This window comes from Bifidobacterium cebidarum (assembly GCF_009193305.1).
Lineage (GTDB): Bacteria > Actinomycetota > Actinomycetes > Actinomycetales > Bifidobacteriaceae > Bifidobacterium > Bifidobacterium cebidarum.
Genome location: NZ_WBVS01000001.1, coordinates 55,806 through 79,491, shown reverse-complemented (window position 1 = coordinate 79,491; position 23,686 = coordinate 55,806). Strand labels below are relative to the sequence as shown.

The following is a 23,686-nucleotide window of genomic DNA, read 5'->3' as shown; positions in this document are numbered from 1 at the left end:
AGAGAGAAAAGAAATAAAGGAAAACAATAATGGCACAAACCACTACCACCGCGGTCTTCGACCCCTGGTCCGACCCGGAAACCAGCAATAAGATGGCCATCAAGGCCCTGATTTTGCTGCTGATCACCTTCATCCTCGGCACTCTGTGCCTGCAGGGCTTCAATCTGGTGTTCACCCAGGTCGGTGAGGATGTCGGTGCTCCCGCCCAGGCTTCGCTGATCACCGCATTCCCATCGCTGGTGCTTGGCATCGTCTGCTTCATCTACGGTTCCCTCGGCGACTTCGTTTCCCTGAAGCGTCTGGTCGTTGCCGGCTTGATCGCCCTGCTGGTCGGCTCGGTGTTTGGTTTCGTGGCAAACTTCTTTTTCACCGCGAACATCTGGACGGTAATCATCGCCCGCGTGCTGCAGACCGCCGGCGAGCAGGTGGCCGGTTCGGTGTTCCTGGTCATCACCACCAAGTACCTGAAGCCATCCTTGAAGGTCATCTTCTTCGGCCTGTACACCGCCGCCTACCAGCTGTCCGCCTCCATTGGCGTGTTCACAGCCGGCGTGCTGAGCTCCATCGCCTGGCAGTACCTGTTCCTCATCCCCGTGGTGACGATCTTCTTCCTGCCGACCCTGCTGAAGAACCTGCCCGGACGCCAGGGCGACAATGAGCACGTCGACTGGATCGGCTTCACGATCTTCGGCTTCGCAAGCGCCTTCCTCACCCTGTTCTTCTCCTACATGGCATGGTGGATGCTGGGTGTGGCCGTGGCGCTGTTCGCCATCTTCGCCGTGTACATCCACAAGGCCGCCAAGCCGTTCATCACCCCGGACTTCTTCAAGAACACCCGTTGGCTGGCCGCCATCAGCCTGATTCTGTTGTTCTACTTCACCAACTACTGCATCTCCCCGATGTTCAACGCCATCGGCACCACCGTTTACGGCATGACCACCGCCCAGGTGTCCACCTACATTGTGTGGGCCTTCGTGTGCGCCGCCGTGGTGGGCACCTCTTCCGGTTGGATCATGGGCAAGATCGGTCGTCAGGCCGCGCTGATCACCGCCGCTGTACTGATGATCGCCGGCTTCGCAACTGCCGCCCTGGCCGTCAACGCCGGCTTCCTGGTGCTGACGCTCACCGCATGCCTGTTCTACTGCGGCGTGGGTCTGCTCTACTCCCCGGTGTTTTCCACGGTGATTGACACGCTGCCGCAGAGCGAATCCGGCCGTGGCGTGGGCATGAACGATCTGGTCATGAACGTCACCGCTTCCATCGGCATCACCGTGATTGGTGGTCTGATGGGCTCGCAGTCGCTGGCCGGCTCCAGCATCACCGGTGCCACGGGCGCCGCCGCTGGTTACGCCAACCTGCTCCTGATCGGCGCAGGCGTGATCCTGCTCGGTCTGATTGTGTTCCTCGTCTTCCGTAAGAAGATCTACAGCCAGAACTGATTTCGCTAGAAGTTCGGTTGCTTGAAGGCTCGCACACCACCGGTTCCCAGATGGTTGCGAGCCTTTTTCACTATTGACAACGAGATAAAGGAGACTATCAATGACGATTGCCCTAGTGGTCGAAGGTTCAGGATTTACCGCACAGTCCCGAGATGAAGTGCGTTACTTCGAACATTCGCTGTTTTTGATCGATGATCACGGCATGATTCAATCAGTGATCGAGCCGGGGGATGAGCGTTATACGGTCGAAAAGAATCAGGCCCAGGAACGAGGCGTTTATCGGGTCATTCCCGAAGGCTCATACCTGCTGCCCGGTTTCATCGACCTCCATGTGCACGCCCCGCAATGGGCACAGGACGGCACCGGACTGGACGAGCCGTTGGAAGTCTGGCTCGGCAAATACACGTTCCCCACCGAATCCAAGTTCGCTGACGAATCCTTTGCGCATCTCGTGTACGGGGATCTAGTGAACCGCATGCTCTCCACCGGCACCACCACGGCCTCCTATTACGCCACCGTGCATCGAAAAGGCTCACTGGTGCTTGCCGAGGAGGCTGAACGTTTGGGCCAGCGTGCCTTGGTGGGCAAGGTGGTGATGGACAGCCCTGAAGCGAACCCGGATTACTATCGCGATGCTTCCGCTGCAGCTGCCATCGAGGAGACCGAACGATTCATCAATGAAGTCGCTGCACTCAACGAGCACAGCGTACAGGGTATCTACCCGGTGATCACCCCGCGCTTCATCCCCAGCTGCACCGATGAGGCATTGCAGGGACTTGGCGAACTGGCCGCACGATATCAGTCCATCGCCTACATCCAAACCCATTGCAGCGAAAGCGATTGGGAACATGGCTATGCCTACGAGCGGTACGGGCGCAGCGATACGCATATGCTGCACAAGTTCGGACTGTTCACCCGCCGTAGCATTCTGGCCCACAGCGTGTACCCCAGCGAGGAAGACATGCGCATGTTCGCCGAGACCGGGGCGGTTGCCGTGCACTGCCCATTGTCCAACGCGTTCTTCGCCGGTGCCGTGGCACCGATACATCGATACTTGAATGCCGGCATGCATGTGGCGCTGGGCAGTGATATTTCCGGTGGATACAACCCAGACCTGTATGGTGCGATTCGCCAGGCTGTGATTTCCTCACGCATGCTGCAAACCGGTGTGAACCGTGACCTGACGGCAGGGGAGCGGGGTGTGGCGGATAGCGCACTGACGTTGAACAATGCGTTCTACCTGGCCACTGCCGGCGGCGGCGAATCCTTGGACCTTCCCATCGGCCGACTGGAAGCCGGCTACGCTTGGGACGCTCAAGTGATTGATACGACGTTCCCAAGTGCCCGACTGCCTATCTTCGATACGAGCGAGCCGGATTCGGATATCTTCCAAAAGATACTGAATCTGGCTGTTCCTGAGAATATCCGCACCGTGTGGGTGCAGGGGCGTGAAGTCATCAACAAATAATCTGCTGATTGTGGCGTTTGTCGCGACGCGTGCTGCAACGAACGCCACAATCGCCTAGCGCAACCCGAGTTCGGCTTCTTTCTGCCGTACCAACGGAATGACCTGCTCGCTGAACCGCTGCATTTCCTCAAGCTGAGGTGAGAACTGGAGCAGCAGCAGGTTCACGCCGGCGCGTTCATAGGCGATGATGCGATCGGCCACATGCTCCGGCGTGCCCACGAATCCGGGCCTGAGCCCTCTGTTGGACACCGAATAGTCCCTCAAATCGATATCGACGTTCAAATGCGAGTTGCTGACGAACTGTTGGAAATTGTCGTATGCCTTTGACCCCGGCTTCACCGAAGTGATGCGATTAAGCTCCTGCTGCGCCTCCTCATCGGTGTCACGCACGATGATGTATCCGGCCATGCCGAATCCCTCGAAATCGCCGCGCCCCTTTTCCCGCCGGCGTTGGTTGAGATCCGCGATCTTGTCGCGCAATTCCTCCACCGTTCCGCCGTGGGTCACGTAATAGTCGGCGAATTGGGCGATGGTATTGCGCCCGATATCGCTTTCGCCGCCGGAATACAAGGGGATACGTGGATTCGGCTTGGGTTCGGCCCACGTGTTCTCGTAGTCGTAGTAATCGCCGTGGAACGTGAAGGGTGAGGGCTCAGACCACAGCCCCTGAAGCACTTTCACGAATTCCAAGGTGCGCGCGTACCGGTCGTCATGCTCGGGGAATGTTCCGCCGTATTGGCGAGCCTCCTCCTGCCACCAGCCTGAGACGATGTTGATGGCGAATCGGCCATGGCTGATATTGGCCAAGGTGACCGCCTCCTTGGCCACAATCGTTGGCAGCTTGTACACCGGGCGCAATGCGGCGAGAATGGTCAGACGTTGGGTGGTTGCCGCAAGTCCTGCGGAAACAGTCCAGGCGTCCAGGCTTGGTTCGTTGTCGCCCTTGATGTCGTTGAGATTGAGTTCGGGAACCAACGTGAGGTCGAAGCCGTGCTGTTCCGCATACTGTGCGATGGTTTTGAGATGCTCGAAATCCGCAGGTGTGTGCTCGTCCTCGACGTTGCGCAGCCATCCTCCGAAGACCGGCGTCCAATATCCGAATGAAATAGTCATGCTCCTCTGTCTAACGGATGCCCTCGCGGTTTGGCAAGGGCGGACGCGGGGTGTTCCCATGCGTAAAATCTATGGGCTGTTATCAAGGCGTTCGTGTGGTTGGCATAACGCAGACTGCTGTGCGTTGATGTTGTCATCACATGCGCAGATTGGCGTAATTCCGCCATTATTGTGACCTGCATCTCATTTGCCTGATTGAGTGCGGAGGAAATCGTGATGGTGCATGAGATTGATAGCCGCATATCCATTTTTGCTATACGACCCGGTTCTGATCTCGGTGCTGTTCCGGTGCAAAACCCTGCATAATGGAGCGCAATCCTTGTTCCCGAGGGGAAGGGCGGCAAGGGAATGGCCGGCTGAGGCCTCCAACATAGGATACGTGGCACGGAAGGGGATTATCATGAGCGCCACTGCATCACTCGGAACAATCGCACCCACAGACACCGCATCCATCAGCGGCGGCGATGATGGAGCGTCAACAAGCGGGCCTCTGCTGAACGCCGACGGTCAGCGCGAAATACGATTCAATGCGTTCGACATGAACTGCATCGGGCATCAGACCTCAGGCCTATGGCGGCATCCGGATGATCATTCGCGCGCATACAAGGATTTGGACCACTGGGTGAACAAGGCCAAGCTGCTGGAGTCGGGCTATTTCGATGCGTTGTTCATCGCCGATGTGCTGGGCGTCTACGACTTATACGGCGGCAACGCCGACGCCGCGCTACGCACCGCCAATCAGGTGCCATTGAACGATCCGATTCTGTTGACCAGTGCGATGGCCGCGGTCACCAAACATCTGGGATTCGGCATCACCGCAGGAACCGCCTATGAGCATCCATACCCATTCGCCCGTCGCATGTCCACCTTGGACCATCTGACGAAAGGCCGCGTGGGATGGAACGTGGTGACCGGTTATCTGCCGAGCGCCGCGCGCAACTTCGGCGACACGGATCAGCTGAAGCATGATGAGCGCTATGATCGCGCCGACGAATACCTGGAGGTGCTCTACAAGCTATGGGAGGGCTCCTGGCAGGATGACGCAGTCGTCGAAGACCGTGAGCACGATGTATTCGCGGATCCCACGAAAGTCCATCCCATCAATCATCAGGGCAAGTACTACCGGGTTCCGGGCATCCATGTGAGCGAGCCTTCACCGCAGCGGACCCCGGTGATTTTCCAGGCCGGTGCGAGCCCGCGTGGCACGCAGTTCGCGGCGGAGAACGCCGAGGCGATATTCGTGGCCAGCCCCACCGAATGGCAGTTGAAGGAAACGGTGACACGCATCCGTAAGGCATTGGAAGACGCTGGAAGAAGCCGATATGACGCACGCATTTACGCATTGCTCACGGTGATTACCGATGCCACACATGAGAAGGCCGAAGCGAAGTATCAGGACTATCTGCATTACGCGTCGTCGGAGGGCGCGCTGGTACTGAATTCCGGCTGGGCTGGAGTGGACCTGCAACAGTTCGATCCAGATGCTCCGTTAGGTGAGATCAAATCCAACGCGATCCAGTCCACCGCGGCATCCCTGGCCGCCGCCACTGGAGAGGACGGCAGCGCCTGGACGATTCGCGACATCGCCGAGCGGACGAAAATCGGTGGATTGGGACCGGTCTACGTGGGTTCCGGCACCGAAGTGGCTGATTATCTGCAGCAATTGCAAGCCAATACGGATGTGGACGGGTTCAACTTGGCTTACGTCATCAATCCGGGAACATGGGAAGACATCATCGCATACGTGGTGCCGGTACTGCAGGAGCGTGGCGTGTATCCGCGCTCCTACCGGGAAGGTACACTGCGCAACAAACTGTTCGGACGCGGTGACCGAGTGCCCAGCAATCATCGAGGCGCCCGGTACCGCGTCGGCGGCCCTCTAGGCCCTCAGGTGGTCTGAGACCTGAACACCATCGGCATACAACCAACAGTAAGGAAAACGATCAACCATCATGAGTGATTCGACCGCGACGACCCCCAAGGTGTATATCGTTCACGAAAACCCCGAGTGGATTCCTCCGCTGGTCAAGGCGTTCGAGGAGGAGCATGTGCCATTCCAGGAATGGGACATCGCCACTGGCTCGATTGATTTGTTCCAAGAGCCGCCGCAAGGCGTGTTCTGGTCCAGACTATCCGCATCATCGCCGTCACGAGACCATCCGCATGCCAAGGAATACGCGAGAGCGCTCTATGCATGGCTGGAAAGCTATGGGCGCACGGTGGTGAACTCGCTGAACGTATTGGAGCTGGAAGTGAGCAAGGTGGCCCAGTACACGGCGCTCAAGCGCGCGGGATTCGATGTGCCGCACACGGTGGCGGTGTTCGGGCGCAACGATTTGCTTGATCGGGCCCGGGAATTCACCACGCCGTTCATCACCAAACATAATCAGGGCGGCAAAGGTCTGGGCGTGCGCAAATTCGAATCGTTCGAGGAATTCGAGAGATTCGTGGTCAGTGACGAATGGCGCGATCCGATTGACGGTGTGACCTTGCTGCAGGAATACATCGTTACCGCGCAGCCGTTCATCACCCGTCTTGAATTCATCGGCGGCAAGCTGCATTATGCGGTTCGCGTCGATACGTCCGGTGGCAAGTTCACGCTATGCCCGGCGGATGCCTGTGCGATTGACGATGACGGGCATGATCATGCGCATGCTGGTGGTCAGACGACTCAGGGATTCGCGCCGGCGGCCTGCGAGGCACCTGCGAGCCCGTTGCCGCAGGCGTTGCCACACCTGCCTACAGCTGCAGCAACGCTGACGCTGCAACGGCAGGCGCTGGCTCCAGCCGCGTGCGAGCCTGATGCTGTGAGCGGCGTGTCTGCGTTCACCCCGCGCGCTGATATCACACGCGGCACACCATTGGTGCGGCAGTTGGAGGCATTCCTTGCCGACCAGCGGATTGACATCGCAGGCATCGAATTCTTCGAAACCGCTGACGGCCGTACGGTGGTCTACGACATCAACACCAACACGAATTACAATTCGGCGGTCGAAGCGGTGGCGCCGTCGGCGGCCCATGCGGTGGCGCGATACCTGGGAGGATTGCTGGCGCAGGAATCTGCCGTATGATGGCCTGGCCACGGCTATGTCACCGAGTTCATTGATATGGAAAAACCCGCCTTGTAAGGGCGGGTTTTCCTATAGTGCGGCAGATTTGGAAATCACTCGGCGGTTGCGGCGATGGCGGCCTTGAGCTCTTCAACCTTATTGGTCTGCTCCCATGGGAACTCGACATCCGTGCGACCGAAGTGGCCGTATGCGGCGGTCTTCAGGTAGATCGGGCGCTTCAAGTCGAGCTCATCGATGATGGCGGCCGGGCGCAGGTCGAACACCTTGCGCACTGCGGCGGCAATCTGACCACGGGTCACACCCTGTTCGGTGCCGAAGGTCTCCACGTTGATGGACACCGGGTCGGCCACGCCGATGGCATAGGCCACCTGGACCTCGGCCTTGTGAGCCAAACCGGCGGCCACGATGTTCTTCGCAACCCAGCGGGTGGCGTATGCGGCGGAACGGTCCACCTTGGACGGGTCCTTGCCGGAGAACGCGCCGCCGCCGTGGTGAGCGGCGCCACCGTAGGTGTCCACGATGATCTTGCGGCCGGTCAAGCCGGCGTCTGCGGCCGGGCCGCCGAGAATGAAGGAACCGGTCGGGTTGACCAGCTGACGGTAGCCCTCGTACGGCACCTTGTCGCCGAGGACTTCCTTGAGCACCGGATCGATGACACGTTCCTTGAGCTGAGCCTCAAGCCATGCATGCGTGGCCTCAGGATCGTGCTGCGTGGAAATCAGCACGGTATCCAGGCGAACCGGCTTGTCGTTTTCGTCGTATTCGACGGTGACCTGGGTCTTGCCGTCCGGGCGCAGATGCGGCACTTCGCCGGACTTACGCACCTCGGTCAGGCGGAAGGCGAGACGGTGGGCCAGATAGATCGGCAGAGGCATCAGTACTGGGGTTTCATCGGTGGCGTAGCCGAACATCACGCCCTGATCGCCGGCTCCCTGAGCCTCGTAACGCTCTTCGCGGCTGGCGGCGGTTTCCTCGGCGGCGCTCAAGCGGGAGACTCCCTGATTGATTTCGGCGCTTTGGCCGGTGATGGCCACGATCACACCGCAGGAATCGGCGTCAAGGCCGACCTCGGAGGAGGTGTAGCCGATATTGCGTAACGTTTCACGGACCTTGGCCTGCACATCGCAGTAGCCTTCGGAGGTGACTTCGCCGAACACCAGGAATACGCCGGTGGCGGCAGAAGTCTCCACGGCGACGTGGCTCGTGGGGTCTTGGGCGAGAAGGTCGTCAAGAATGGCGTCGGAAATCTGATCGCAAACCTTGTCGGGGTGGCCTTCGGTCACGGATTCTGCGGAAATAAGCCGCTTTTCTTCAGTCATATCATCCCTTTCATTAGGACTTATCGCCCCGCTTGAAATGCGAGGCACAATGATACGGTTCTTCAATTATTGATACAGCAGGGCAGGCATAACAAAAGGGCTCGTGCCAACCAGCGCGGTGGCGCGAGCCCTGTGCATGTTTGCTCTTGTTCGATTTATAGTCTATCGATGTGGCTAAAGCAAGTGCATCGGCAGGAAAACTGCGAGTGACTTGCCTAACATCGGTGGCATATATCGGGGGAGCGTCGAAGTATCAGTTGCCTTCGTTGACGTCGTCCTCGCCCAAGGTCTCCTCGAGCAGGCCCTCGTCAATCTCGCGGAATGCGATGGACAGCGGCTTCTCGTTGTTCTGGTATTCCACCAGCGGGCCGACGTTCTGCAGCAGGCCTTCGTTGAGCTGGGTGAAGTAGGAGTTGATCTGACGGGCACGCTTGGCGGCGAAAATGGCCAGCGCGTACTTGGAGTCGGCGTGCTTCATCAGGTCGTCAATCGGCGGATTTGCAAGACCGGTGGGGTGCGGGTCAGTGCCGAACGCCTCGTTACCCTTAACCTCGGTATCTTCTGCCATAAGTATGTGTCTCCAAACGTTGGAAAATCTATCTCAACCGAAGCAAGTGTAGCCTTGTGGCGGGACTTATGCCTGATTGAGCATCTGCCGGCGCTGGATTGCCGTCTACCAGTTTTCAGCGGAGAAACTGCCGCAGATAGGTGTGAAAAAGGTTACATTTTCGAAAATTCCATTATTCGACTCTTGACAAGAGACGTGTCCCATGCAAGGGCTTGAATGGAGTCATGACTGAAATGCGATCTGCAAAACTCATGTCCGGCCGCGTCTTCGCAGGCGCGCGCGCCCTGTACCGTGCCGCTGGCGTCAGCGGCGACGACATGGGCAAGAAGCCCATCATCGCCATCGCGAACTCCTTCGACGAGTTCCTGCCTGGCCACGTCCACCTCAACAAGGTGGGCCGTCTCGTCTCCGAAGCCATCAAGGAAGCTGGCGGCATCCCCCGCGAGTTCAACACGATGGCCGTGGACGACGGCATCGCCATGGGCCATACCGGTATGCTCTACTCCCTGCCTTCCCGCGATATCATCGCCGACACCGTTGAATACCAGTGCAACGCCCACTGCGCCGACGCATTGATTTGCATCCCGAACTGCGACAAGGTGGTCCCGGGCATGCTGATGGCCGCACTGCGACTCAACATCCCGACCGTGTTCGTCTCCGGCGGCCCGATGGAAGCCGGCACCACCGTGCTGGCCGACGGCACCGTCAAGAAGAACACGGATCTGATCTCCGTGATGTACGCCTCCGCAGACGACAACGTCTCCGAAGAGGATCTGCTCAACTACGAGAAGACCGTCTGCCCGACCTGTGGTTCCTGCGCCGGCATGTTCACCGCCAACTCGATGAACTGCCTGACCGAGGCCATCGGTCTGGCACTGCCTGGCAACGGCACGATTCTGGCCTCCCACTCCTACCGCAAGGACCTGTTCAAGCGTGCCGCCGAGCAGGTGGTGAAGATCGCCAACCAGTACTACCGCGATTCCGACGATTCCGTGCTGCCGCGCTCCATCGCCACCAAGGAAGCCTTCGAGAACGCCATGACCATGGATGTGGCCATGGGCGGCTCCACCAACACCGTGCTGCACATTCTGGCCATGGCCCAGTCCGCGGACGTGGATTTCACGCTGGATGACATCGAGCGTATCTCCCACACCGTGCCCTGCATCTGCAAGGCCTCGCCGTCCGGCAAGTGGGAGATCTCCGACGTGCACCGCGCAGGCGGTATCACCGGCATTCTGGGCGAGCTCGATCGCGCCGGCAAGCTGCACCGCAACGTGCATTCCATCGATTACCCGACCCTTGAGGACAAGCTCAACGATTGGGATATCATGCGATCGACCTGCACCGAGGAGGCCAAGCAGATGTACAAGGCCGCGCCTGGCCACATCATCTCCCCGGAGCCGTGGACGCACACCACCCTGTTCGACACGCTCGATACCGATCGTGAGAACGGCGCCATCCACGACATCAACCACCCGGAGATTCACGAAGGCGGCCTCGCCGTGCTGCGCGGTAACCTGGCTCCTGACGGCTGCGTGGTGAAGACCGCAGGCGTGCCGCAGGAGATCTGGAAGTTCCGCGGCCCGGCTCTGGTGGTCGAATCCCAGGAGGAAGCCATCAAGGTGATTCTGGACGACACCCTGAAGCCCGGCATGGCACTGGTGATCCGCTATGAAGGTCCGAAGGGCGGTCCGGGCATGCAGGAGATGCTGTACCCGACCTCCTTCGTCAAGGGCAAGGGCATCGGCAAGCAGGTGGCCATGCTCACCGACGGCCGTTACTCCGGCGGTTCCTCCGGTCTGGCCATCGGCCATATCGCTCCTGAGGCCGCCAACAAGGGCCCGATCGCGCTCATCAAGAACGGCGACATCATCAACATCGATATCGAGAACCGTTCGGTGAACGTCGAGCTGACCGACGAGCAGCTGGCCGAGCGTCGTGCCGAGCTCGAAGCCGGCGATGGCTACGTTGCCCACCGCGACCGTAAGGTGTCCCAGGCCCTGAAGGCCTACGCCGCCTTCGCTCGCTCCGCCGACAAGGGTGCTACGCGAGATCCCGACCTGATCAACAAGCTTTCGGGACTCGCGTAGCCGTCGCAGCATAGCTGCTCCCCTCACCTATGGACAGCCCACTGGGCTGTCCGCTTAACGGTTCGGCACGCGATCCCGACCTGATCAACAAGCTCTCCGGCCTCGCCTGATAGCGGCACTGCTGGGATTGCCTGCCTTAGTTCCCCTTGTCAGGGGGAGCTGGCGTTGAAGTCGCCTGAGGGGTAGTTCCATAGGAACGCAGCATAGCCTTTCGCCTCGTCGCGAAAGGCTATTTTTGTACCGTATGCCGAAGAGACTATGAATTTGTAAAGGGTGTTTATGTGAGAAAATATGCAAATAAAGAGGAACTGAAAGTTGAAATAAAAAAATCATTTGAAAAATATATTTCAGAATTTGATAATATACCGGAATCTTTAAAAGATAAGATAGTCGATAGCGTTGATAGGACTCCGGCTGAGAACCTCGCTTATCAAGTTGGATGGACGACGTTGGTCCTTAAGTGGGAAAAGGATGAAAGAAACGGACTCCACGTACGTACTCCATCGGACGATTTTACATGGAATCAGCTTGGTGAGCTATACCAGTGGTTTAATGATGAGTACGCTCATCTATCAATCAATGCTTTAAAAGCTCAATTAGAAGAAAACGTTAATTCTTTATATGCACTGATTGATTCGATGAGTGAAGAGGAATTATTTGCTCCGCACATGAGGAAATGGGCTGATGAAGCAACTAAAACAGCAGTGTGGGAAGTCTATAAGTTCATACATGTGAATACTGTTGCACCATTTGGGACCTTTAGAACAAAAATCAGAAAATGGAAAAAAGATAGTGCTATAGATTTTGCATGACACGCATCAATAATGATTGGCGGGAAATATGCGAGAGCGCTGCAGGCTGTTCTTGGGAGAGTCCTGCTTCTTCTCGTGCGCGCATAAGTGCTGCGGTGGAAAACGTACAACCAAAGTGGCGGAAAATGTACAGTCAGAGCGGTGGAAGATGTGTGATCGCTCTGACTGTACAGCGATAGGTAAAGCTGCTACCTCACGCAGGCGGATTCGCTGAGGCGGGCTCCACGGGCCCAGTCGGCGGCGCGCATGGCCTTCTTGCCTTGCGCCTTGACTTGGGTGAGCTCCAGCGCCGTGGTGCCGGTGCCGACCCAGACGTTCTTCTTGCCGGCTCTGAGCTCGCCGGGCTGCAAGCCGGTGGGCGTGTTCGGATGGGTAGTATCAGACGGCTGTGCGGCGAGCACGTGCAGGGTGAGTGACTGAGCGGAACCTTCAGCGGACTCAGCGTTTGCATTTTCCGGCAGGCCTTCCACATACAGCTTGGTCCAAGCGCCCGGATGCGGGGTGCAGGCGCGAATCTGACGGTCGATGGACTCGACTGGATTCGCCCAGTTGATACGCGCATCCTCCACGGTGATCTTGTGCGCGTATTCCAAGCCTTCGGCTGGTTGCGGTGTGAACGTTGCCGTGCCATCGCCCACAGCGGCCAGCGCATCCACATACATGGGTGCGCCTTCCTCGGCCAAACGGTCAAGCAGCTCGCCGGAGGTTTCGCGGCCGGTAAGCGCCACGGTCATCGATGCTACAATCGGACCGTCATCCAAGCCTTCGCCGACTTTGAACACGTCGGCGCCGGTGGTGGCATCGCCCGCCCAGATGGCGCGCTGAGCCGGAGCCGCGCCACGCCACTTCGGCAGATTGGAGAAATGCAGGTTGTACCAGCCCATCGGCACCGCATCCAGCACGTTCTTCGGCAGGATATTGCCGTAGGCGATGACGGCGGCGATATCCGCGCCAAGGGCGTTGAGTGCATCCAGGAACTCGGGGGAGCGCGGTTTGAGATCAATAACCGGCAATCCCAGCTCCACTGCAGCCGACTTCACCGGGCTTGGCATCAATTTGCGGCCACGGCCGGTAGGCGCATCCGGGCGAGTGATGACGCCCACCACATCAAAGCGCGGGTCGGCAGCAAATGCTTTGAGCGACGGTACGGCTACATCAGGGGTGCCTGCGAACACCAGTTTGAGCATGAATCTCCTTATGGTTTAAGCGTTGTTTACTGAACGTTGGGAATTTTGACGCCGTTGGCGATGAGCAGTTGGCGCAGCTTCACCGGGTCTTGGAAACGCACGCCACGGATGCCCACGGCATTGGATCCCACGATGTTCATGGCCTTGTCATCGATGAACACCGCGCCTTCGGCCTTGATGCCGAATTCCCTCAGCGCGGCCTCATAGATTTCCTTGTGCGGCTTGCGCAGTTTGACGAAGCCGGAGACCAGTTTGCCGTCCAACTGCTGCAGGATATCGCACTGCTCTTCGGCCACATGGAACAGGCTGGCCTCCCAGTTGCTCAGTCCCCAGACTCCGATGCCGGCGGCTTTCAAGTCGTTTACCAGCACGCGTGCGCCCGGCACGATGCCGGTCAGCGAATCACGGAAATTGTCGATATAGTACTGCAGCATATCCGCCCATTTGTCGCCCTTACGTTCGCGCATAACGGCGATGGCCTCGTTGGTGCTCATGCCGCCGTCCATCAAGTCATTGACATCATAGAAACCGGAGATATCGTTATCGAGGAACTCGTCGATGGTGTTCTGGCTGTATCGGGGGATGAGCACGGCAGCAGGATCCCAATAAATCAGCACATTACCGAAATCGAAGATCACATCGGTGATTGGTTTGCTGGCGTTGACGGCTGCTTCGCCGTCCGCCACCAGCACGTCGTATTCCATATCCGGTTCTCCTGGCCAACCCTTCATTGCAGCCTCTTTCTGTAGTCGTTGGATATGCGTCAGGTTCCATGGTTCCATGTATCGACGACTGAGTGCGCGGTGCTGATCAGATCAAGTCCTTGGGGTCGATGCGGAACCGAAGTTCGCCCAGCTCCCGTGCCGCCACATGGCGGGCCGTTTCCCGTTGCAGTCGTTCGGCAAGTTCCGCTCGTCGAATCTGCGGCACACGCACCACGGCTTTGACCCTATCGGCTGTGGCCTCCAGTTCACGGGCATCGACCGTCTCCGGTTGCGGGATCGGCACCGGGCCCAGCATGCCGGGCAATTCGCCGCACACAGTCCAATCACCGCCAAGCACGCCGATGCGTTGCATCAGCGTCATCACGGCATCTCTGCGTCCCCATATGCAAGCGGCGGCCACGGCGGGAGGCATGCCGGTTTCCACACGTTCCTGCATATCTTTGGCCGCGAGAATCCGCGAGTCCCAAGTCATCAACGACTGCGCGATTGCTGGGTCGGTTTCCCCAAGGATCAACGCCTGCCCTTCGCGTGAACGTGGCGCGCACAATGCCACCGCACGCATCCATGCGGTAAGGGTGTCCAAACGGGCATCCACGCCAAGCTGGTATAGGCTCGTCCAAGCATCAAGGATTGCGACGGCACGGTATTCCCGCCCAGCGGCACCCTGTGTACTTTCTGCAGGGCGGACCCGAGGCTCGAATCCCGGTGTGGCGATGACGATCAGTGGTTTGGCCGGTACCTCCGGCACCACGCCACGTGCCTTGCTGGACACCACCATGGGTATGCCGCGGAAAAGACCGGCCAATTCCGAGGCCGTACCGGCTGCGCCTACGCGCACCACACGCATTCGTTCATGCTTACAGGCAGGGCATGCCCAATTCAGGGCTGGCGCTCCGCACCAACGGCATCGCGGTGTATTGTCCGCGCGATCGGACGGTACCTGCAATGGGCCAGCGCATTTCGGACATCGAGCCTGGCGGTGGCATTTCGCACAGCTTAAGGTCTCGCTCATGCTGTCCTGAGGGATGGAAAGCAGTACGGGCCCGCTTTCCAATGCTTTGCTTAATACGCGCACGGCGGTATGCGGCACGCGTGCTCCGATGGTGGGGTCGGCGAGCCGAGTCAATTCCTCGCGGTTCAGCCAACGTACCCATGGCGTCGCATCCTTCAAAGGGGAAGCCAATGGATGGATTGCCGCCGAGAACCCGCTCACCGGAGTCTCCACTGTATCCGGCCCAGTGTTTTCCCAATGGCTTTGCGGTGTGCGAGCGTTGGCCATGGCCACGAATACGCCTCCATGGGCCTTGGCCCTAAGCCGCATCACCCCACGTGCCTGCGGATAGGGCATCATGCCGTCCATGTTCTGATAGGCGGCATCTTCAAGAATCGCAAACAATGCGGGGCCTTCAACCGGCGCGTATGCCACGGCTCTGGTGCCGATCACGACCTTCACCTGGCCCAATGCCACCGCCAGATATGTGCGGTACCGGTCGGCTGCTGGCATGGACTCGGCATTAAGCACAGCCACATCGCCCGCCCAGCCCCCATTCGCCGCGGGGGCAAACGGCATCAGCCCATAATTGCGCAATATAGGAAGCAGATCATTGACTTCACGCATGGTCGGCAGTTCCACCACAGCGCATTTGCCAGCGGTCCGTGCTGTGGCCACCATCCACGCCATGTTCTTCTGCCATTCCTGCGCGCCGGGCATCAGGTCGAATACGAATGCTTGGAAACGGTTGCCGGTCAATGATTCCTGCAGCACATGAGCGTCGCCATAATTGGCGCTGATCCGCTGATACGCCTGTTCGGCACCCCTGACTGCCTGAGATGTGAGCTGACGTGTGAACGATGCCGCCAGCCGCTGTTCGGCTTCCACCTTGGCCACACGAGGGGGTACGGCGAAACGTAGGATATTCGCGCGTGTGCCGCCGTATGCTTCAGCAATCAACGAAATATCCTCGCGCATGGACTCCGGCACCAAAACATCCGGACTCACCACGCGTTCCAAATAACGCAGCGAAGATTGAGGCGTAGCGCTGGTCGCGGCACGCCTCCAAATCACGCCATTGACCCGCTGCCCGCCGAATCGAACACGGACCAGCACGCCAGGTTGCGCGGTATCACTGTCCTTCTCATCAACGAGGTAGTCGAATGTCTGGCCTAGATGCAGTGCCTGCACTTCCAGCACGACTTGGGCGATGGGAAGGTGCACGGCCGGCGAATGCTCTGCGGGCGCTCGCTTGCGACGCTTGCGTGGGGCAAGCCCCGCAAGCGTCAACTGTTCCGCACCCTCAAAAGTCATGGAACCACTATAAATGGAGAATCGAGCGAGGGAAAATATTTACCTCAGATAGTCGAGCACCAGACGAAGATCGCGCGTATTGATGGCGTCGTCGGCGGCAAGCTGAGTCTTCGGTTTGGCACAGAATGCAAGACCGAGGCCCGCGGCCTGAATCATCGGAATGTCATTCGCGCCATCGCCCACAGCCACCGTCTGGCTCATCGGCACGCCAAGACGCTCCGCCCAAGCGCGCAACGCATGCAGCTTCACGGTCTTGCACACGATCTCACCGAGCACCTGACCGGTCAGCTTACCGTCCTCGACCTCAAGGCGATTCGCAATCCACAGATCAATGTGGCCTTCGGCGGCAAGACGATCCACTACCTCATGGAAGCCTCCCGACACCACGCCGACCTTCCAGCCGTGCTCATGCAGGGTGTCGATCAGCTCCAAAGCGCCGTTGGTGAAGTGCAGTTTGTCGTGCACAGTGTCGAACACGGATGCCGGCAGACCTTTAAGCAGCGCCACGCGTGCGCGCAACGCATCACAGAATTCCAGCTCACCGCGCATCGCCCGATCGGTCACTTCGGAGATTTCCGCACCTTTGCCGGCGGCCTCGCCCAGCTCATCGATGACCTCCTCGTCAATCAGCGTGGAATCCACATCCATCACCAACAGACCCGGTTTACTCAACGTGGGGGCAGGAATCATCGACAAGGCATCCCCAGCCTCAACCTCGGCGGATTTGTCAACAAAGTGCGCATCTTCTTGCATCATGCCTTAGATTGTCGAAAAACCTTGGGACAATACCCGCTATGAGTTTTTCCCCTGAGCTTGCCGTCTCTCTCGCGGCAGACCCGACCCCGATCTGCACCGCCTCCGATGGGGGGCTGATTGGAGCCATCACCGCATGGTTGATTGCTCTGATGGAAACTATCGGCGGCATAGGCGTGGCCTTGGCCATCGCGTTGGAATCCGTGTTTCCTCCGATTCCGTCCGAGGTGATTCTGCCACTTGCCGGCTTCACGGCGGCTCGAGGAACGTTAAGCCTGCCCGGTGCCATTGTGTGGGCCACCATCGGATCCCTGCTTGGCGCATGGGTGTTGTACGGCATCTCCCGGTGGGTAGGTCTGCATCGCATCAATCGAGCTGCCGATAGGATCCCCGGCGTCAGCCGCAACGATGTAAGCAAAGCAAACGATTGGTTCACCAAATACGGCACCTGGTCGGTGCTGATCGGACGTGTGATTCCGGTGGTGCGCTCGCTGATTTCGATTCCGGCCGGCTTCAACCGTATGAACTTCCTGCAATTCACCGGCTGGACTCTGCTCGGCTCCGCCGTGTGGAACACGATTCTGGTCTCCGCCGGCTATCTGCTTGGCGACCAATGGTGCTCGATCCAGGGCGCGCTTGGCGTGTTCGAGGATGTGGTCATTGCGGCGGTGGTTGTGGTCATCGTATGGTTCGTGGTGCGCAAAGTGCGTAGTGTGGTGCGTAATAGGAAGCAGTAGTAACCGAAAACGCAATCCACGCATAGCCGAGGGAGTCGAATGAGCGAAGCAGAAGACCTCGCCGCATTGAATGATCGTTTGATGGCGCGCAATCATGCGCTTGCCGAAGCATTGTCTCGAGCGGGCAAGGAACTGACCAAAGCGAAATCTCAGTTGGCCCAGCTGGCGCAGCCTCCGCTGACCTTCGCCACCATGGTCAAAGTCGACTCCTCGCATATCGATGCGGAGGGTGTTCAGCATGCCTCGGCAGAGGTCATCTCCGGCGTGCGGCGCATGGTGGTGCCGGTGGCCGCCAATGTGAATGCGGCCCGTCTCACGGCTGGTGCCACGGTGATGCTCAATGAGAAACTAGTGCTGGTCGAGCAGCGGGACAGCGACACCGTGGGCCAGATTCGCATAGTGAAGGAAGCCTTGGATGACGGCAGAATCATCGTCACGGATGCTTCTGGCAATCCGATGCTGATTCGCCGCTCCGGAGCCTTGGCCCACACCTCTATTAACCAAGGCGATCGTCTGATTGTCGATTCATCAGTGCGTCTGGCTTTGGAAGTGCTACCGGTCGAAGGTGATAAGGACCTGGTGCTTGAAGAGACGCCGGATGTCAGTTTCGCGGACATCGGCGGTCTTGATGCCGAGATCAGCCGTATCCGGGACGCCGTGCAGCTGCCGTTCCAGCATCGTGCGCTGTTCGAACGCTACGATTTGAAGCCGCCGAAGGGCGTGCTGCTGTATGGCCCGCCTGGCAACGGCAAGACGATGATCGCCAAAGCCGTGGCCAATGCACTGTGCGAAGGCGGCTACGACATGGACGGCGATGGCACGGTGACTGACACCGAGCGCATGGTCAAAGGTGTGTTCCTATCCGTCAAAGGTCCGGAGCTGCTGAATAAATATGTGGGTGAATCCGAGCGTCTGATTCGACTGATTTTCCAACGGGCCCGCGAACGCGCCGCCGAAGGCAGGCCGGTCGTGGTGTTCATCGATGAGATGGACTCGCTGCTGCGCACCCGTGGTTCGGGTGTCTCCTCGGACGTGGAAACCACCATCGTGCCGCAGTTCCTCTCCGAACTCGATGGGGTGGAGTCGCTGGATAACGTGATGGTGATCGGTGCCTCTAACCGTGTGGACATGATTGATCCTGCGGTATTGCGCCCGGGGCGTCTCGATGTGAAGATTCGCATCGGCAGACCCAAGATGAATCAGGCCATCGCCATCGTCAGCCATTATCTGACCGACGATTTGCCGCTGGAGCCCGGTGTTGATGCGCATACGCTTTCCATGGTGCTGGTGCGCGATATTTATGAGACTTCCGAGCGCCGCCATGTCTGCGATGTGCAAAGCGAATCCGGCCAATGGTCCGCGTTGTTCCTGGCGGATGTGGTCTCCGGTGCGATGCTCAAAAACATTGTGGACCGGGCCAAGACCCGAGCGGTCAAGCAATCAATCGAGTCCGGTGAGGATGTGGCGCTGACCATATCGCTGCTGGCCGCCGCCGTGGAGGACGAATTCCAGGAAACTCGCGACTCCATGACGGATGTGGACCCGGAGCAATGGTCCCGCATCAACGGGATGGATCCGGTGCGACGCATCCGCGCGGTGCAATGATGGTTGATTGACAGGCATTACCCCAGTCGACTGTAGGGTTTTGAACACTGACTGTAGGACTTTGAACACTGACTGTAGGGTTTTGAACATATTTCGTTAGAAAACCTACAGTCAGTGTTCAAAACCCTACAGTCGATAGGATCAGGGTGAGGGAATAGGAGCGGGCATGAGTGTGCAACGAGTGATGGGTACCGAGACCGAATACGCGGTTTCGCTCAAAGGCGCTGGTCATTACAATCCGGTGCAACTTTCCTTTGATGTGGTCAACGGTGCCGCTGACCGGCACAGCAGCACCATCCGATGGGACTATCGGCAGGAAGATCCGGTCAACGATGCGCGTGGCACCCGGCTGGAACGCGCAGCTGCCCGCCCGGATATGCTGACGGATTCGCCGCAGCTCAACATCACCAATGTGATTGTTCCCAACGGCGGCCGTGTATATGTCGATCACGCACATCCCGAATATTCGGCGCCGGAAACCACGGACCCCTTCGAAGCCGTGCGCTACGACCATGCCGGCGACCTCATCATGCAGGCTGCCGCGGAACGTGCCGCAGCGGCAACGGGAACGCCCATCGTATTGCACCGCAACAATGTGGATGGCAAAGGCTCCAGCTGGGGCACGCATGAGAACTACATGATGCTGCGCGGCGTGCCGTTCAATCAAGTCGCTCGCCTGATGACTCTGCACTTTGTTACTCGGCAAATTTATGCAGGTTCGGGCCGCGTTGGACTTGGTGAACATAGTGAACGGACCGGATACCAGTTGAGCCAGAGAGCCGACTACATCCATGCCAAAATCGGTCTGCAGACCACGTTCGAACGGCCGATCATCAACACGCGAGACGAATCCCACGCCACTGACGAATACCGCCGTCTGCATGTGATCGTGGGAGATGCGAACCGTATGCAAGTACCGCAGGCGTTGAAACTCGGCACCACCAGCATGTTGTTGTGGCTGCTGGAGCATGCCGAGGAAGCGGACTTCGACGTTGAAACGTTCCTGAGCGGATTGGAACTCGCCGATCCGGTAGCGGCCATGCACACGGTGTCGCATGATCTTACGCTGAGCGCGCCTCTGCCTTTGGAACGAGGCGGTGAAACCAACGCGTGGCTGATTCAGCTGAAACTGCGTCAGGCCGTCTATCAGGTCGCCGCACTGGTCGACGGCAGCGATACCGCTGGAGAGCCGGCCTGGCCGGATAAGCCGACCACATCGATCATGGCCATGTGGGGTCAGGCGCTCGCCGACGTCGCAGCCATTCGCCATGCCGCCGATGACGACGCCCGATTGGCATTGAGCGATGAGGCGAGGCGCGTGGAATGGCTGGCCAAATGGCAGTTGCTGGAGAAGATGCGCCGCAAAATCGCAGGTGCCGCTCATTCGGCGGCAAACGGCTGGAATGACCCGCGGCTCAAGGCGATTGATCTGGCGTGGGCTGCGCTGGATCCGAAGACCGGCATCTTCACCAAGCTGTCCGCGCGCACGGAACAGGTGGTGCGCGCTGAAGACATTGCGGCTGCGGTTCAGGAACCGCCGGAAAACACCCGAGCATGGCTGAGAGGTAATTTGGTGAGCAGATTCGGCGGCGAAATCGCGGCGGTCAGTTGGTCACGGCTGACCGCGCGCGATGCACAATCCGTGGAACGTGAGGATTCCGCGGAATTCTATGGCAATGCCAGCCATGCCGCTGCATCGGCGGCCAATGTGTTCTCGCTGGACATTTCCAATCCATTGCGATTTACCAAAGAGGATTGTGAGGCTCAGATTGATGGTGCGGAACACGCCATCGATCTGTTGAAGGCGTTGGCCATCACCACGAAAGGTTAGACTGGATTGTTATGGAAGACACAAAGACACAGAGCCCACAGGAACTGCGCAGCCTCGCGCTGACGGTAGCCGCGCTCCTCGAAGAAGCCGGCAAGCATGCCCTCCATGACCAAATTAACCCGCGCAATATTGTGCAGTCCGTTTCGGATGATGGTCGTCCGGGCGTCGGCAACCGCTACAAGTTGGAGGCCGATGGCAGGATACTGCGTTTTATGAGTACTCGTCTGGCCGATATCGCCCATTTCGACGGCTTCTGGTCCACACGCCCGGCGACAAGCCGCCCAGGCCAGCGATACTGGTACATCGGCAAGATCGACGGTGTCATCAACTACGTTCGGCGCATGAGCGAATGGACGTTGACTGCGGCACTGTTCGAATTCGACGAGAACAACGAGCCCAGGCCGATTCTCGGTGTGGTTCACGCCCCGGCGCTGGGACTGACCTATCTGGCGGCCAAGGGAGCGGGCGCAGTGCGCATCCACAAGACCGCTGTGGGCGAAAAGCGAGACAAGGTCGTGCCTTCCATGACCTCATCGCTGGAAGGTTCCGTGCTGAGCTACGGCATGTCATTCCTGCCGGGCGAATCCCAGCGTGCGTTGGACGTGGCCTCCGCCCTGGTGGCCGGCAAACCGGCCGACATCAAGCGAGTCGGCCCGGCTTCCCTCGATTTGTGCAAGGTGGCGGACGGCACGTATGACGCCTACTTTGAGCCGATGCTGCATGTGTGGGATATCCCCGCCATCGCCGCCGGCACCGTAGTGGTATGGGAAGCGCAAGGAACCTTGAGCCGCTGGGATGGCGACCGCATCCACTGGCGTCATGATAATGACGTGGTAGCCACCAACGGTCTTATCGTGCGCGATCTCAAGCAATACCTGAAATAGAAGAAGACGACTATGCCACAGCAATTCGAACAGCCGCAATCCCAGTCGCAGGACATCCATGAGGATGATGTCCTCACGACCGCTGGAACCGATGCACAACAGCAGGGCGAAGACCAGTCCGATGTGTTGGACAGCATTCTGGACGACATCGAGTCCACGCTGGAAACCAATGCCGAGGAATACGTCAACAGCTTCGTGCAAAAAGGCGGCGAATGATGCCCCAATTGCGTGATAGCGGTACCCGTGCCCTCCACGCCACAGAACCCGTGCCATCCGCTGAGATGGACGGGTTCTGCCGTATTTTCGGCGTGGAGACCGAATACGGTGTCGCGGTGACCGGGGCCAATAGACCAGTGGACGCGGGCCAAGTGGCCATGACCATGTTCCAGCCCGTCGTCTCCCGCTCCCGCTCCACCAACACGTATCTGACCAACGGCTCACGCCTGTATCTGGATGTCGGCTCGCATCCCGAATATGCCACGGCCGAGGCGCGCAATCCTCGAGAGGCGTTGGCCCAGGACCTCGCCGGCGAACGCGTGATGCGCAACCTGGCTTTGAAGGCGCAGCGCAAACTGCGTGAATCCTATGGGGGACAGGCGACCATCCACGTGTTCAAGAACAATGTGGATTCAGCCGGTCACGCGTTCGGATGCCATGAGAATTATCTGGTTCGTCGCTTTGTGCCGTTGGAAACCATCGAGCGCCAGCTGTTGCCATTCCTCATCACCCGTCAGCTGTATACCGGTGCAGGCCGCATGACCCCTGATGGTTTCCAGATCACCCAGCGCGCGGACTTCCTGGATGAGGCCGTCTCCTCGGCCACCACGCGCTCGCGCCCGATGGTCAATACGCGTGACGAACCTCATGCCGATCCGGATGCATTCCGCCGTCTGCATGTGATCATCGGCGACTCCAACCGATCGCAGTGGGCGACATGGATGAAACTCGCCGTGACCCATTTGGTGCTGTGCGTTATCGAAGATGCATTCCGACGGGGGGGCTCTTCCGGCTTCGAGGATTGGGCGTTTGCCGACCCGGCCGCCGCTAACCGTACGGTGAGCCGATTCCTGGACGCGCCTGATGCCGAACTGTCGCTGGCTTCTGGAGCATCCGTGACCGCACTCGAGCTGCAGCGCCGGTACCATAGCGCAGTCGAGTCGTTCGTGGCCGGCCATCGTGAGGCGATGGATGCCGCACTCGCCGGTGAGACATCCATGAGGGGCATGTCCGAAAGCACGGCTGCTGTTTCGCCGACAGCCGTGATATTGGAACAATGGGATCGTGTGCTCAGCGTTTTGGAACAGGGCGACTACGATGCGCTTGCCGATTGTGCGGACTGGGCCGCCAAGCGCCGGGTTTTCAAGGCGCTTCGTCATCGTCGCCCGGATGTGACTTTCGTGCAATTGGAGCAGCTGGAACTTGACTACCATGACATCGCCAACGGACGGCTGTATGGTTCGTTGGCCGACCGTTCACAGATGCGCCAGCTATTGACTGCCGATGAGACGGAGCATGCTGTGCATGAGGCTCCGCAAGACACCCGCGCCGCGTTGCGCGGCCGGTTCGTGGAAGCGGCCCTCGCCTCGGGAGCTCAGTTCTCCGCCGACTGGACCCATTTGACCGTGACCGCCCCCGAACGTCGCGAGGCGGTGCTTCTGGATCCGTTCAGTGCCGCATCCACTTCGGAATTTGAAACGTTGATGAATACGTTGAGGTAAAACGAAACCCCGACCATCGTGGTCGGGGTTTCGCTCACTATCTCGCTTTGAAGCGTTAATA

19 protein-coding genes and 1 riboswitch are annotated in these 23,686 nt (G+C 58.9%); of the genes, 12 read left to right on the top strand and 7 right to left on the bottom strand.

Annotated elements, in window-relative coordinates; genetic code table 11:
* Window positions 1-29 precede the first annotated feature (29 nt).
* Together F7D08_RS00315 and guaD are read left to right on the top strand one after the other, a co-directional pair.
* A complete protein-coding gene (locus F7D08_RS00315) occupies window positions 30-1,439 on the top strand; it encodes an MFS transporter (protein WP_152208775.1) in 1,410 nt (469 codons plus the stop codon).
* A 100-nt stretch (window positions 1,440-1,539) separates the two neighbouring features.
* Window positions 1,540-2,907 (top strand): guanine deaminase, encoded by a 1,368-nt coding sequence (gene guaD / locus F7D08_RS00310; protein ID WP_152208774.1) that lies wholly within the window; start codon window positions 1,540-1,542, stop codon window positions 2,905-2,907.
* A gap of 54 nt (window positions 2,908-2,961) precedes the next feature.
* On the opposite strand, the gene F7D08_RS00305 is transcribed toward guaD, so the two are convergent.
* Window positions 2,962-4,020, bottom strand: a complete 1,059-nt coding sequence (locus F7D08_RS00305; RefSeq protein ID WP_226803211.1) for an LLM class flavin-dependent oxidoreductase — start codon at window positions 4,018-4,020, stop codon at window positions 2,962-2,964.
* 400 nt (window positions 4,021-4,420) lie between these two features.
* On the opposite strand from F7D08_RS00305, the gene F7D08_RS00300 reads away from it, so the two are divergent.
* Together F7D08_RS00300 and F7D08_RS00295 are read left to right on the top strand one after the other, a co-directional pair.
* Window positions 4,421-5,920, top strand: a complete 1,500-nt coding sequence (locus tag F7D08_RS00300; RefSeq protein WP_152208773.1) for an LLM class flavin-dependent oxidoreductase — start codon at window positions 4,421-4,423, stop codon at window positions 5,918-5,920.
* 52 nt (window positions 5,921-5,972) lie between these two features.
* Window positions 5,973-7,091, top strand: a complete 1,119-nt coding sequence (locus F7D08_RS00295; protein ID WP_152208772.1) for an ATP-grasp domain-containing protein — start codon at window positions 5,973-5,975, stop codon at window positions 7,089-7,091.
* Window positions 7,092-7,183: 92 nt separating this feature from the next.
* Here the strand turns inward: F7D08_RS00295 and metK are convergent, their stop codons facing one another.
* Both metK and rpoZ read right to left on the bottom strand, forming a co-directional pair.
* Window positions 7,184-8,410 (bottom strand): methionine adenosyltransferase, encoded by a 1,227-nt coding sequence (gene metK / locus F7D08_RS00290; protein WP_152208771.1) that lies wholly within the window; start codon window positions 8,408-8,410, stop codon window positions 7,184-7,186.
* A riboswitch (SAM riboswitch) is annotated at window positions 8,406-8,467 on the bottom strand. Its footprint overlaps the gene before it by 5 nt.
* A 196-nt stretch (window positions 8,468-8,663) precedes the next feature.
* Window positions 8,664-8,978, bottom strand: coding sequence for a DNA-directed RNA polymerase subunit omega (gene rpoZ, locus F7D08_RS00285; RefSeq protein WP_033890206.1), 315 nt, complete (start codon window positions 8,976-8,978; stop codon window positions 8,664-8,666).
* Window positions 8,979-9,202: 224 nt separating this feature from the next.
* On the opposite strand from rpoZ, the gene ilvD reads away from it, so the two are divergent.
* On the top strand, window positions 9,203-11,068 hold the full coding sequence (gene ilvD / locus F7D08_RS00280; RefSeq protein WP_152208770.1) for a dihydroxy-acid dehydratase: 1,866 nt from the start codon (window positions 9,203-9,205) through the stop codon (window positions 11,066-11,068).
* A 281-nt stretch (window positions 11,069-11,349) separates the two neighbouring features.
* Window positions 11,350-11,880, top strand: coding sequence for a ClbS/DfsB family four-helix bundle protein (locus tag F7D08_RS00275; RefSeq protein WP_152208769.1), 531 nt, complete (start codon window positions 11,350-11,352; stop codon window positions 11,878-11,880).
* Window positions 11,881-12,068: 188 nt separating this feature from the next.
* Here F7D08_RS00275 and fmt read toward each other — a convergent pair whose 3' ends face one another.
* The 4 genes from fmt to serB all read right to left on the bottom strand — a co-directional run bounded on the left by fmt (window position 12,069) and on the right by serB (window position 16,853).
* Window positions 12,069-13,067, bottom strand: a complete 999-nt coding sequence (gene fmt, locus F7D08_RS00270) for a methionyl-tRNA formyltransferase (RefSeq protein ID WP_152208768.1) — start codon at window positions 13,065-13,067, stop codon at window positions 12,069-12,071.
* Between the two features lie 26 nt (window positions 13,068-13,093).
* On the bottom strand, window positions 13,094-13,798 hold the full coding sequence (locus tag F7D08_RS00265; RefSeq protein ID WP_152208767.1) for an HAD family hydrolase: 705 nt from the start codon (window positions 13,796-13,798) through the stop codon (window positions 13,094-13,096).
* 79 nt (window positions 13,799-13,877) lie between these two features.
* Window positions 13,878-16,097, bottom strand: coding sequence for a primosomal protein N' (locus tag F7D08_RS00260; RefSeq protein ID WP_152208766.1), 2,220 nt, complete (start codon window positions 16,095-16,097; stop codon window positions 13,878-13,880).
* 39 nt (window positions 16,098-16,136) lie between these two features.
* Complete coding sequence (serB, locus tag F7D08_RS00255) at window positions 16,137-16,853, bottom strand: phosphoserine phosphatase SerB (RefSeq protein WP_152208765.1); 717 nt, start codon at window positions 16,851-16,853, stop codon at window positions 16,137-16,139.
* Between the two features lie 38 nt (window positions 16,854-16,891).
* Here serB and F7D08_RS00250 point away from each other — a divergent pair, with 38 nt between their 5' ends.
* The 6 genes from F7D08_RS00250 to pafA all read left to right on the top strand — a co-directional run bounded on the left by F7D08_RS00250 (window position 16,892) and on the right by pafA (window position 23,625).
* Entirely contained in the window at window positions 16,892-17,587 is a 696-nt protein-coding gene (locus tag F7D08_RS00250; protein ID WP_152208764.1) for a DedA family protein, read from the top strand.
* A 39-nt stretch (window positions 17,588-17,626) separates the two neighbouring features.
* Window positions 17,627-19,192: a proteasome ATPase gene (gene arc, locus F7D08_RS00245; RefSeq protein WP_152208763.1), complete on the top strand. Its 1,566-nt coding sequence runs from the start codon at window positions 17,627-17,629 to the stop codon at window positions 19,190-19,192.
* A 166-nt stretch (window positions 19,193-19,358) separates the two neighbouring features.
* Window positions 19,359-21,023 carry a depupylase/deamidase Dop gene (gene dop / locus F7D08_RS00240; protein ID WP_152208762.1) on the top strand — a complete coding sequence of 555 codons (1,665 nt, stop codon included), beginning with the start codon at window positions 19,359-19,361 and terminating at the stop codon, window positions 21,021-21,023.
* Window positions 21,024-21,034: 11 nt separating this feature from the next.
* On the top strand, window positions 21,035-21,907 hold the full coding sequence (locus F7D08_RS00235) for an inositol monophosphatase family protein (RefSeq protein WP_152208761.1): 873 nt from the start codon (window positions 21,035-21,037) through the stop codon (window positions 21,905-21,907).
* Window positions 21,908-21,919: 12 nt separating this feature from the next.
* Entirely contained in the window at window positions 21,920-22,123 is a 204-nt protein-coding gene (locus F7D08_RS00230; protein WP_152208760.1) for a ubiquitin-like protein Pup, read from the top strand.
* Window positions 22,123-23,625, top strand: coding sequence for a Pup--protein ligase (pafA, locus tag F7D08_RS00225; RefSeq protein WP_152209079.1), 1,503 nt, complete (start codon window positions 22,123-22,125; stop codon window positions 23,623-23,625). Before F7D08_RS00230 ends, pafA begins: the two co-directional genes overlap by 1 nt.
* The last annotated feature ends 61 nt before the right edge of the window (window positions 23,626-23,686 follow it).